The organism is Archangium sp. (assembly GCF_045802675.1).
Taxonomy (GTDB): Bacteria; Myxococcota; Myxococcia; order Myxococcales; family Myxococcaceae; genus Archangium.
Map to the genome: position 1 here is coordinate 197,797 of NZ_JBJMQO010000093.1, position 10,863 is coordinate 208,659.

Annotated in this window: 10 protein-coding genes; 3 read left to right on the plus strand and 7 right to left on the minus strand. The window is 69.2% G+C overall.

Annotated elements, in window-relative coordinates; translation table 11 throughout:
• The first annotated feature begins 113 nt into the window (after positions 1-113).
• Complete coding sequence (locus ACJ8AN_RS27300) at positions 114-1,715, plus strand: ABC-F family ATP-binding cassette domain-containing protein (RefSeq protein WP_407758415.1); 1,602 nt, start codon at positions 114-116, stop codon at positions 1,713-1,715.
• A gap of 31 nt (positions 1,716-1,746) precedes the next feature.
• Here ACJ8AN_RS27300 and ACJ8AN_RS27305 read toward each other — a convergent pair whose 3' ends face one another.
• The 5 genes from ACJ8AN_RS27305 to rfbB all read right to left on the minus strand — a co-directional run bounded on the left by ACJ8AN_RS27305 (position 1,747) and on the right by rfbB (position 6,300).
• Positions 1,747-2,784, minus strand: a complete 1,038-nt coding sequence (locus ACJ8AN_RS27305) for a YihY/virulence factor BrkB family protein (RefSeq protein WP_407758416.1) — start codon at positions 2,782-2,784, stop codon at positions 1,747-1,749.
• 141 nt (positions 2,785-2,925) lie between these two features.
• The gene (rfbC, locus tag ACJ8AN_RS27310) at positions 2,926-3,477 is read right to left on the minus strand and encodes a dTDP-4-dehydrorhamnose 3,5-epimerase (protein ID WP_407758417.1); all 552 of its coding nucleotides are present in this window, start codon (positions 3,475-3,477) and stop codon (positions 2,926-2,928) included.
• Positions 3,474-4,355 (minus strand): glucose-1-phosphate thymidylyltransferase RfbA, encoded by an 882-nt coding sequence (gene rfbA / locus ACJ8AN_RS27315; RefSeq protein ID WP_407758418.1) that lies wholly within the window; start codon positions 4,353-4,355, stop codon positions 3,474-3,476. Before rfbA ends, rfbC begins: the two co-directional genes overlap by 4 nt.
• A complete protein-coding gene (locus ACJ8AN_RS27320; protein ID WP_407758419.1) occupies positions 4,352-5,266 on the minus strand; it encodes an SDR family oxidoreductase in 915 nt (304 codons plus the stop codon). Before ACJ8AN_RS27320 ends, rfbA begins: the two co-directional genes overlap by 4 nt.
• A gap of 14 nt (positions 5,267-5,280) precedes the next feature.
• Complete coding sequence (rfbB, locus tag ACJ8AN_RS27325) at positions 5,281-6,300, minus strand: dTDP-glucose 4,6-dehydratase (RefSeq protein ID WP_407758420.1); 1,020 nt, start codon at positions 6,298-6,300, stop codon at positions 5,281-5,283.
• Between the two features lie 116 nt (positions 6,301-6,416).
• Here rfbB and ACJ8AN_RS27330 point away from each other — a divergent pair, with 116 nt between their 5' ends.
• Positions 6,417-8,057: a glycosyltransferase gene (locus ACJ8AN_RS27330; protein WP_407758421.1), complete on the plus strand. Its 1,641-nt coding sequence runs from the start codon at positions 6,417-6,419 to the stop codon at positions 8,055-8,057.
• Positions 8,047-8,484, plus strand: coding sequence for a hypothetical protein (locus ACJ8AN_RS27335; protein WP_407758422.1), 438 nt, complete (start codon positions 8,047-8,049; stop codon positions 8,482-8,484). The genes ACJ8AN_RS27330 and ACJ8AN_RS27335 overlap by 11 nt, the downstream gene beginning before the upstream one ends.
• Before the next feature lie 4 nt (positions 8,485-8,488).
• Here ACJ8AN_RS27335 and ACJ8AN_RS27340 read toward each other — a convergent pair whose 3' ends face one another.
• Both ACJ8AN_RS27340 and ACJ8AN_RS27345 read right to left on the minus strand, forming a co-directional pair.
• Positions 8,489-10,153 carry a hypothetical protein gene (locus ACJ8AN_RS27340; protein ID WP_407758423.1) on the minus strand — a complete coding sequence of 555 codons (1,665 nt, stop codon included), beginning with the start codon at positions 10,151-10,153 and terminating at the stop codon, positions 8,489-8,491.
• A gap of 343 nt (positions 10,154-10,496) precedes the next feature.
• The coding region (locus ACJ8AN_RS27345) for a hypothetical protein (protein WP_407758424.1) at positions 10,497-10,863 on the minus strand (367 nt) is incomplete at its 5' end.

Sequence of the window (10,863 nt, forward strand, 5' to 3'; positions counted from 1 at the left end):
GGCATAGAAAAAGGTCGCTCGGAGGTTTAAAGGGGCCTCACCATTGGTCCCGGTGAAATCCACCTGACGCGCGCCTTCCGGCCGCCTACCCCTTCCGCTAGAAAGCGCCCCCCATGTTCACGATCATCAACGTCTCCAAGGCCTACGGGCCCAAGAAGCTCTTCGAGGAGGTCAACGTCGCCTTCTCGCCCGGCCGCCGCTACGGCCTCACCGGCCCCAACGGGGCGGGCAAGTCCACGTTCATGAAGATCCTCGCCGGAGACGAGGAAGCGGACATGGGGACCATCTCCCGGCCCAAGAAGCTGGGCATCCTCCGCCAGGACCACTTCCGCTACGAGGACGACCGCGTCCTCGACGTCGTCCTCATGGGCAACAAGGGCCTCTGGGAGGCCATGAAGGAGAAGGACACCATCCTCGCCAAGTCCGACATCACCGACGACGACGGCAACCGGCTGGGCGAGCTGGAGATGGTCATCGCCGAGGAGGACGGCTACAGCGCCGAGTCCGAGGCGGCCGCGCTGCTCGAGGGCCTCGGCATCCCCGCGAACACGCACGAGGGCCCCATGAAGCAGCTCACCGGCGGCCTCAAGCTGCGCGTGCTGCTCGCCCAGGCGCTCTTCGGCAAGCCCCAGGGACTGCTGCTCGACGAGCCCACCAACAACCTGGACATCGCCTCCATCCGCTGGCTGGAGACGTTCCTCATGGCCTTCGAGGGCGTGCTCATCACCATCAGCCACGACCGGCACTTCCTCAACTCCATCTGCACGCACATCGCGGACATCGATTACGAGGCCATCATCCAGTACAACGGTGGCTACGATGACATGGTGAGGCAGAAGGCCCAGGTGCGCAGCCGGGTCGAGTCCGAGACCTCCGAGAAGAAGAAGAAGATCGCCCAGCTGCAAGACTTCGTCGCCCGCTTCCACGCCGGCACGCGCGCCTCCCAGGTGCAGAGCCGCATCAAGCAGATCGACAAGCTCAAGACGGACGATCTCAAGCGCTCGAACATCGCGCGGCCCTTCATCCGCTTCGACCAGAAGCAGCTGAGCGGCAAGCAGACGCTGCAGTTCGAGAACCTCGCCAAGAACTACGAGGGCAACCAGGTGGTGCGGCCCTTCAGCGGCCTCGTCTGCAAGGGCGAGAAGATCTGCGTCATCGGCCGCAACGGCGTGGGCAAGTCCACGCTGGTGAAGATGATCGCCGGGCAGACGGAGCCGGACAGCGGCGGGAAGATCACCTGGGGCCACCAGGCCTCCATGGGCTACCTGCCGCAGGACCACCACGGCACCATCCGCAAGGGCACCACGGCCTTCGAGTGGCTGCGCGACATCAACACCAAGCTCACCAACGAGGAGATCTCCGGGGTGCTGGGCCGGATGCTCTTCTCGGGCGAGGAGCGGATGAAGCCCACGGACACCCTCTCCGGTGGTGAGACGGTGCGCCTGCTCTTGTGCAAGCTGATGCTCAACATGGACAACGTGCTGGTGCTCGACGAGCCCACCAACCACCTGGACCTGGAGTCCATCAGCGCGCTGGCCGAGGGCCTCCAGAAGTACGAGGGCACGGCCATCATCGTGACGCACGACCAGGAGCTCATCTCCGAGGTGGCCACGCGCATCTGGAGCCTGGAGGAAGGCAAGCCCGTCAACGACTTCAACGGCAACTTCACCGAGTTCCTCGGGAAGAATCCGTACCACGCCGCCCAGCGCCGGTAGGCAGGCGGCGCTAGAAGCGCCGGGTTCCTGGCTAGCGATTGAAGCGGCGCAGCAGGAACACGCCGAGCCCGAAGCCCGAGGCCCACGTCGTCGCCGCCCCCAGCGGGGACATGCGGGCGGGCTCGGGCCGCCGCGGAGGCGTGGGACGCAGCCGCTCCTCGAGCTCCTTCTGCTCCAGCTCGCGCTTCTGCCCCTTGGTCATGGTGGGGCCGCCCTTGCCCGGCCGCTTCTGCCCTGGCGCCTTGCCCTCGGGCGACTTGTGCTCGAGCACGGCGTTGATCTCCGCGCCCAGCAGGATGACCTGCGAGGAGATCCACATCCACATCAGCAGCACGATGACGCCGCCGAGCGCGCCGTAGTTCGCGTCGTAGCTGCCGAAGTTGCGCACGTAGACCGAGAAGCCCCAGGACGCGATCAGCCAGATGATGACGCCCACCACCGAGCCGGGCGAGATGAACTTGAAGGACTGCTTCACGTCCGGCAGCAGGTAGTAGATGAGCGCCCACACCAGCATCATCACCAGGCCCGCGAAGGGCAGGCGCAGCCACATGACGATGGTGCCGAGCGGCTCGCCGAGGAACTTCGCGACGGCGGGAGTGGCCACCATGGCCAGCGAGGCGATGATGGAGAGCGCCGCGGCGCCCAGCGTCACCAGGATGGCGATGCCGCGCACCTTCCAGAAGGGCCGGGACTCCTCCACGTCGTAGACGGTGTTGAGCGCGTCCATCATCGCCACCACGCCACCCGAGGCGGCCCAGATCGCGCCCAACGCACCGATGGTCAGCAGGCCCACGTTGTCGCCCGCCGCGAGATCGTGCAGGCGCTGGCCGACAATCTGGGTCACCGCCTCCGGCGCCACCCGGCCCAGCTCCTGGATGAGCACCTCGGCCTGCGCGGGATCGATGATGAGGCTCGCGAGCGCCACGAGGAACAGCAGGAACGGGAACAGCGCCAGCACGCCGAAGAACGTCACCGCTCCGGCGACGTTGCTGATCTTGTCGTTCTGGTACTCGTTCTTCAGCTCGGTGAAGAACTCCTTCCAGCTCATCCCCTTGCCTGGGAGAACCATCGCGCCTCCTTGCGGTTGACAGTGCAAGAATGCGCATTCCGCCCGCCTGCCCCACCCCGGCCTACAGACCACCGTGCCCGCCTGCCCGGCCCCTCTCGGAGCGGACGGAGTGGCGGTGCCCGGGCCGGGACTGGGAGAGGCTCAGCCCTTGTATTCGGGCAGCAGCGGCGCGTCCTCGAGGCGCGGTGCGGCCGAGTCCTTGGCCGACAGCAGCGGCGAGGTCACCGGCCAGGGGATGCCGAGGTCCGGATCGTTCCACGCGATGCCGTGCTCGGAGCCGGGCGCATAGAAGTCCGTGCACTTGTAATGGAAGTCCGCGCTCTCGGAGAGGACGCAGAAGCCGTGCGCGAAGCCGGCCGGCACCCAGAGCTGGCGCCGGTTGTCCGCGCTCAGCTCCACGCCCACCCAGCGGCCGAACGTCGGCGAGCCGCGGCGGATGTCCACGGCGACGTCATAGACAGCCCCCGCGAGCACCTGCACCAGCTTCCCCTGGGCCTGGGGCTCCTGGAAGTGCAGGCCGCGGAGAATCCCCTTCGCCGAGCGCGAGAAGTTGTCCTGCACGAAGGGGCCGGGGATGCCGAGCTCGGCGTAGCGCTTCGCATGGAACATCTCCATGAAGAAGCCGCGGTCGTCCCCGAAGCGCTTGGGCTCGAGGAGGAGGACGCCTGGCAGCCCGGTCTGGAGGACGTTCACGCGCGCGCGCCCTTGTTCTCGATGAGATCGAGCAGGTAGCGCCCGTACTCGTTCTTGCGCATGGGGTGCGCCAGCTCCGCCACCTGGGCCGCGGTGATGTAGCCCATGCGGTAGGCGATCTCCTCGGGGCACGCCACCTTGAGACCCTGGCGGTGCTCGATGATCTGGATGAAGTTGGAGGCCTCCATCAGCGACTCGTGCGTGCCGGTGTCCAGCCACGCGTAGCCGCGGCCCATCAGCTCCACCTGCAGCTGCTGCTGGCGCAGGTAGGCGATGTTGACGTCGGTGATCTCCAGCTCCCCACGCTTGGAGGGCTTGAGGTTCTTCGCGATGTCGAGCACCTGGTTGTCGTAGAAGTACAGGCCCGTCACCGCGTAGTTGGACCTGGGCTGGGCCGGCTTCTCCTCGAGGCTCAGCGCGCGGCCCTCGGCGTCCAGGTCCACCACGCCGTAGCGCTCGGGATCCTTCACGTAGTAGCCGAACACGGTGGCGCCCGACTCACGCTTCGCCGCGCGCTGCACCAGCTCGCTCAGGCCGTGGCCGTAGAAGATGTTGTCGCCGAGGATGAGCGACACGTTGTCCCTGCCCACGAACTCGCGGCCGATGATGAAGGCCTGGGCGAGCCCGTCCGGGCTGGGCTGCACGGCGTAACGGAAGTTCACGCCCCACTGGCTGCCGTCGCCGAGCAGCTCCTCGAAGCGCGGCAGGTCCGTGGGGGTGGAGATGATGAGGATGTCCCGGACGCCCGCCAGCATCAGCGTGGTGAGCGGGTAGTAGATCATCGGCTTGTCGTAGACGGGCAGCAGCTGCTTGCTGACGACGCGCGTGAGCGGGTACAGGCGCGTGCCGGAGCCACCCGCGAGAATGATTCCCTTCATGGCTTCTTCTCCTCGGTGCCGCGCCCGGCCTTCCAAGCGGCGTGAAAACGGGTCAGGGACTCGGCGAGCCCCAGGGGTTGGGCGCGCAGCTGGGCGCGGGCCTTGTCCACCACCAGGCCACTGCGCAGCGGGCGCGGGCTGGCCAGCTTCATGTCCGCCATGCGCACGGGGTTGATGAGGCCCGGGTCGAAGCCGAACACCTCGCACAGCGCGCGGCCGAAGCGGACGCGATCCACCACCTCGGCGCCGCAGGTGTTCCAGATGCCGCCGAGCTTGCGCTCGCCCAGCTCCGCCACCATGGCGGCCACGCTGTCGGCGAGGCTCGCGGAGACGAACTGGTCCTCGAAGAGGTTCACCCGCTGGCCCTTCTCCAGTGCGCCCACCAGCCACGCGCCGAAGTTGGCCCTACCGGCCGCGGGCCAGCCGTACACCACCGCGGTGCGAGCGATGGCGCAGCCGGGCACGAAGATGCGCGCGGTCTGCTCGGCCATGGACTTGGTGATGGCGTAGACGCCGCGCGGGTTGGGCACCGCCTGCTCGTCGTACGGGCCGTGCTCACCGTCGAAGACGTAGTCGGTGGACACGTGCACCAGGTGCGCGCCCAGCCTGCGCGCGCTCCGGGCCACCGCCGCCGTGGCGTTCACGTTGGCCGCGTACGCCAGCTCCGGGTCCTTCTCGCAGGCGTCCACCTCCGTCATGGAGGCGGGATGGAGGATGACCTCGGGGGCGGCGGACTCGATGGCGGCCGACACGTCCTGCTCGCGCGTGAGGTCGCACTCCACGTAGCGATACCCGCCCCCGGTGCGCCGCGCGCCGCGGCCCAGGCCCACCACCTGGTGCCCGTTCTTCTCCAGCAGCGCGCACACCCGGCTGCCCACCAGCCCGTTGGAACCCGTGACGAGGAATCGCATGGTGGCCTTCGCTTTCAACCGTTGAGGCGGTTGCGGTACTGCGTCTCGAAGTACTGGCGGTACGCGCCGCTCATCACGCGCTCCCACCAGGCCGGGTTGTCCACGTACCAGCGCACCGTCTCCTCCAGGCCCTGCTCGAAGGTGTGCGCCGGCGTCCAGCCCAGCTCGGTGCGGATCTTCGTCGGGTCGATGGCGTAGCGCCGGTCGTGGCCCGGACGGTCCTTCACGTACTTGATGAGGGACTCGGGCTTGCCGACGAGGCCGAGGATGGCCTTGACGATCTCGATGTTCTTGCGCTCGGAGTTGCCACCGATGTTGTAGACCTGACCGGCGCGGCCCTTCTCCAGCGCGGTGAGCAGCGCCGAGCAGTGGTCCTCCACGTGGAGCCAGTCGCGCACGTTGGCGCCATCGCCGTAGACGGGCAGCGGCTTGTCGTGCAGGGCGTTGACCACCATGAGCGGAATGAGCTTCTCGGGGAACTGGTAGCGGCCGTAGTTGTTCGAGCAGCGCGTCACCACCACGTCCATGCCGAAGGTGTGGTGCCAGGCGAGCGCGAGCAGATCCGAGCTCGTCTTGGAGGCCGAGTACGGGCTGGAGGGCTGGAGCGGCGAGGTCTCGGTGAAGTGGCCGGTGGGGCCGAGCGAGCCGTACACCTCGTCGGTGGAGACCATGAGGAAGCGTTCGAGGCCACGCACGCGGCTGGCCTCGAGCAGCTGCTGGGTGCCGAGCACGTTGGCCTGGATGAAGGCCTCGGGACCGAGGATGGAGCGGTCCACGTGGCTCTCGGCCGCCAGGTGCATGACGGCGTCGATGCGGTGCACGCCCATCAGGTGCTCGACGAGCTCGCGGTTGGCCACGTCACCGCGCACGAAGACGTGCCTGGGGTCGCCCTCGAGCTCCTTGAGGTTCTCGAGGTTGCCCGCGTACGTGAGCTTGTCCAGGTTGACGAGCGTCCAATCCGGGCGCACGCGGCGCAGGTACTTGACCAGGTTGGAGCCGATGAAACCGCAGCCTCCGGTAACCAGCACGTTCATGGACGGCACACTCGACGAAATGAGGGACGGAAGGGGCGTGAGTAGTGGAGGGGGCGCCGCGCCGTCAATGGTGACCTTGTGTAACGCACGTGGCGGGGGTAGAGGCTACGGGCATCGTGAGCATCCTGAGAAGCAACCGGACCACCGGGCCCTCGGTCGCTCGGGCGGTACACCAACTGGTGCCGCGCCTGGCCTGGGGTGATGCCGTGGGCAACCAGGCCCGCTACCTGCGCGAGCTGCTGCGCGGTTGGGGCTACGCCTCCGAAATCTACGCCGAACAGTGGGACGAGGAGTGCCGGGAGCAGGTGCGTCCGGCCCGGGACTACCCCCGGGAGGCGGGCGAGGACAGCGCGCTGCTCCTCCACCACAGCTTCGAGTCCCGGTTGGTGCCGCTGGTGGCCCGCTCGCCCGGCCGCAAGGCGCTCGTGTACCACAACGTCACCCCGGCCCGGCTCTTCGAGGGCTTCGAGCGCAAGGTGGCCCAGGCGTGCACCGCGGCGCGCGAGGAGCTGCTCGCCCTGCGGCCCCTGGTGGAGTGTGCCTATGCGTACTCGGGCTTCAGCGCCGAGGAGCTGGGGGCCGCGGGCGTCCCCCACGTGTCCGTGCTGCCCTTCGCGATGGACTGGCGCGCCTTCGACGCACCGGCGGATCCGGTGCTGCGCGGCGAGCTGGAGGACGGGTGCGCCAACGTCCTCTTCGTGGGCCGCGCCGTGCCGCACAAGCGCGTGGACGACGTGCTGCGCGTCTTCACCGCCTACCAGCGGCTGTACCAGCCCCGCAGCCGGCTCGTCGTGGCGGGCTACCTCAACCGCGAGACGCCCTATGGGGGCTTCCTCCATGGGCTGCGAGACGCCCTGGGCCCCGAGCGCGTCCTCTTCCTCGGGCGGGTGAGCGCCGCGCAGCTCTCCGCGTGCTTCGCCACCGCCACCGCCTACCTCTCCATGAGCCGGCACGAGGGCTTCGGCGTCCCGCTGCTGGAGGCCATGCACCGCGGCGTCCCCGTGGTGGCCTACGGCGCCGCCGCCGTCCCCGAGACGATGGGGGGCGCGGGGCTCACTCCGCTCACGAGGAATCCGGTGGAGGTGGCCGGGCTGCTGGCCGTGCTGGAGCGCAATGCGCGCCTGCGCGCCCAGGTGCTGGAGGCGCAGAACACGCGGCTGGGGGCACTCGGGCAGGACGCGGTGGCCGAGCGGTGGAAGCAGGCCCTGCGCCCCTTCCTCGAGGGCTCCCTCGAGGCGCCCCGGGCCTCCACGGCCCCGGCGCCGGTGGACCTGGTGTGCCCCGCACTCGGCCCCCGCCCCGACTCGGACATGGCGAGGCTGGCCCGGCGCGTGGCGGAGAAGCTCGGCCATGCGCGCCTGCTGACGCTGCGTCCCGGTGTCCCCTCGCCCCGCGCGGCGCCCGAGGTGGAACGCGAGGGCGGCCTCGAAATCTGGCGCTTCACCCCGGACGAGCCCCTCTCCCGCGAGCCCTCGGCGGAGCTGCCCGGCGCCTCCTCGCTCGAGACGGCCGTGGTGGGCTCATCGGCGGTGCCGGTGCTGCTGGGCGTGGAGACGGCGAGCGCCCGCGAGCTGCTCGCCCGCCTGCCCTCGCGTGCCTGGGGCGTGGAGGACTCCACCCTGTCCGCCTCCTCGCGGGCGGAGGCCCGGCGCACGCTCGGGACCCGCCTGCTGGAGTTGAAGCCCTCGTCCCTCGACACCACCGCGGCCCGGCTCGCCGGGCTGCTCGCGCGCCCCGGAGAAGCCCATGCTCGCTGAAGAGCTGCTCACCACCTCGCCCACCCCCGAGGCCGTGGCCGCCGAGGTCGCCCGGCTGCCCCCTCCCCCTCCCGAGGCGCTGGAGGCGCTGCGCCGCACGCTGGCGTCCTCCGAGCAGGCCCCCATGGAGCGCGAGTGGCCTCCCGTGCTGCAGGCGCCGCGCAACAAGAAGGACAGCCGCTACGTGGAGCCCGCCACCTCGCACCGCCCGGTGGTGGGCCCCGCGCTCGTGCTGGCCAAGCGCGCCTTCCGCCTCGCCTTCCAGCCCTTCATCAACGAGATGCTGCGCCGCCAGGTGGAGTTCAACGAGGCCATCCTCGACTCGCTGGCCACCGTCTACGAGCACCAGCAGGTCCAGGCCCGCACCCAGGCCCTGTGGCGCAAGGAGCTGGAGGAGCGGCTCGCCCGGTTGGAGAAGAAGGGCTGAGGGCTCAGGGGCAGCTCCGCAGCACGCGCCCATTGGTCTGGAGGGTCCACAGCACCGCCCCCTGCCCCGCCATCGCGTCCAGCATCGCTCCGCCGAGCCCCGTGCGGGACCACTCGTGCCCGTCCCAGTGCAGCAGCGAGTAGGAGGAGCTCGGGACCTCGCCGCCAACGAAGGAATTGGCGCCCAGCCACACGTCGTCCGGACCCTTGACCCACAACGACTGCGTTCGGCTGAACTCCACGCTCGTGGGGCCCTCGGACAAGGGCGACGAGACGCGCTTCCAGGCGTTTCCATCCCAGTGCAGCAGCTCGTTCTTGAGGTGGCCCGCGGCCCAGACATCGTTCGCCCCCGAGCCCGCGAGCCAGGCCAGGGAGAGGGCGTCGCGGACCTGGGTCTTCCAGCTCTCTCCGTTCCAGTGAAGGATCTCGCTCAGGGTCAGGACCCAGAGGTCGGAGGCACTGGCGCCCCACAGGGCCAGGACATCGGCCTCCGTGCCGCTCGGGACAGCGCTCCACGCCCCACCGCTACGGCGCAGCACGGTGCCTCCCGCCCCCACCGCCCATACCCCGTCACCACCGTCGGACCAGACTCCGAGGAGGTTCGCGGTGGTGTGGCTCGGCTCCACTGACCAGGAGTGCCCATCCCACCGGAGGATGGTGCCGGCGTCACCCACGGCCCAGGCTTCGTTCTCGTTCCGGGTCCACACGGCGCGAAGCATCGTGCGCACCGGGCTCTCGACCAGCACCCACGCGGTGCCCTCGTAGCGGAACAGCCGTCCGCGATCCCCCACCAGCCAGGCGTGCTCCTGGGCCGAGCTCCCCAGGCTCAGGAAGGAGGTATTGAGGGGCGTCAGCTGCGAACGCCAGGTGCTCCCATTCCAGCGAAGGATCTCCGCACCCTCCTGGCCCACGGCGAAGGCGTCCTGGGAAGTGTACGCCCAGACACCGTGCAGGTCCTCCTCCACGCCGGTGGGGACCTCCGACCAGGCCGAGCCATTCCAGTGCAGGCTGCTCCCCTGGGCCCCCACGGCCCAGACGTCGTTGGCTCCCGTGCCGTGCAGCCCGTACAGCGCCTGCGCCGGCGCGAGGCGTAGCTCCAGGGCGCCGTCATGCCAGTGGTGGAGGTTCGCTCCGGCGAACCACACATCGCCGGACCCGCTGCCCCAGATGCTCCGGACGTTCAGGGGGACCTGCTCGAACCAGTGCCACGTCGAGTCCTGCCGGTAATACGCGTAGCCCGGGATGCCCGCCAGCCAGAGGGAGTCCGGGCTGGACCACAAGGTATTGCCCCGGTCGAAGGCGGTCTCCGAGGTCCAAACGGTGCCATTGAAGTGCAACAGGAACCGGCCATCACTGACGGCCCACACATCCGCGGGCCCCGTGCCATGGATGTCGGTGATACCAACGGCGCTGTTGATCAGGGGCCAGCGCGTCCAGGCCTGCCCATCCCAGTGCAGCAGGAAGTTGAAGTCTCCTCCGGCCCAGACATCGTCGGGACCACTGCCCCATAGGGTGGAGATGGTTTTCGTCGGGAGCACGACGTCGACGCGCGACCACTCCGTCCCGTTCCAGTGCAGCAGGGTTCCCGCCGTGCCGGCGGCCCAGACATCCTGGGAAGAGGAGCCCCAGACATCGAGCAGCGCGACATGAAGGGGACTGGTGGGCCGCACCTCGCACAGCGACACCTCCCGGTTCGGAGAAGCGAAGGGACCGGTCGGCTGGCTCTCCAGCGTGTCGAAGGAGACGGGTTCTGAGGAGACGGGTTCTGAGGGGACGGGTTCTGAGGGGACGGGTTCCGGCGGGCCCTCTGACGGCTCGTGGCACGCGCTACCGAGGGCAAGACAGAGGGCGAGAGAACGAAGATGTCGAAGGGTCATGGCATTCCCGAGGAGGATGTGTCCGACGTAGCCGGCCCCGACGTCGATTCTGAGAATACACCCCCCAGCATGACGTCATACACGTCACCGTGCTCCCGAGAGAAGGCGGAGTGTTCGGGGGTGACGACAACCCTCCTCAGGCGCTCGCCACCTCCGGGGAGGACTGCCCTCCCACGGGCGCCGCCTCACCCCGGACCGAGGGGGCGGGCACTTCCTCGCGGGCCAGCGCGCCGCGACGCACGAAGAGCAACGCTGGGCTCAACAGCGCCACCACGTACACGGTCTCTCCATTCAGCGTGACACGTGCCAGACCCGACCAGGGATGGCGGACGAGCTTCAGCACCGCATCCCCCTCGAACCGTCCCTCCCAGCGCAGCGTTGCCTCGGGCCGCCCGAGTGACATCTGCCCGCCGTCCTTCACCTCCCAGGAGCCGGAGCGCCGCGTGGGCTCCAGGGGGAGCGGCTTGCCGCTCGTCTCGTCCTCGAGCCCGAGCACCCAGACC

What these genes read in the sequence shown, in the direction of transcription:
- ACJ8AN_RS27300 (WP_407758415.1), top strand. Translation starts at nt 114, where the DNA reads ATGTTCACGATCATCAACGTCTCCAAGGCCTACGGGCCCAAGAAGCTC.
- ACJ8AN_RS27305 (WP_407758416.1), bottom strand. Translation starts at nt 2,784, where the DNA reads ATGGTTCTCCCAGGCAAGGGGATGAGCTGGAAGGAGTTCTTCACCGAG.
- rfbA (WP_407758418.1), bottom strand. Translation starts at nt 4,355, where the DNA reads ATGAAGGGAATCATTCTCGCGGGTGGCTCCGGCACGCGCCTGTACCCG.
- ACJ8AN_RS27320 (WP_407758419.1), bottom strand. Translation starts at nt 5,266, where the DNA reads ATGCGATTCCTCGTCACGGGTTCCAACGGGCTGGTGGGCAGCCGGGTG.
- rfbB (WP_407758420.1), bottom strand. Translation starts at nt 6,300, where the DNA reads ATGAACGTGCTGGTTACCGGAGGCTGCGGTTTCATCGGCTCCAACCTG.
- ACJ8AN_RS27335 (WP_407758422.1), top strand. Translation starts at nt 8,047, where the DNA reads ATGCTCGCTGAAGAGCTGCTCACCACCTCGCCCACCCCCGAGGCCGTG.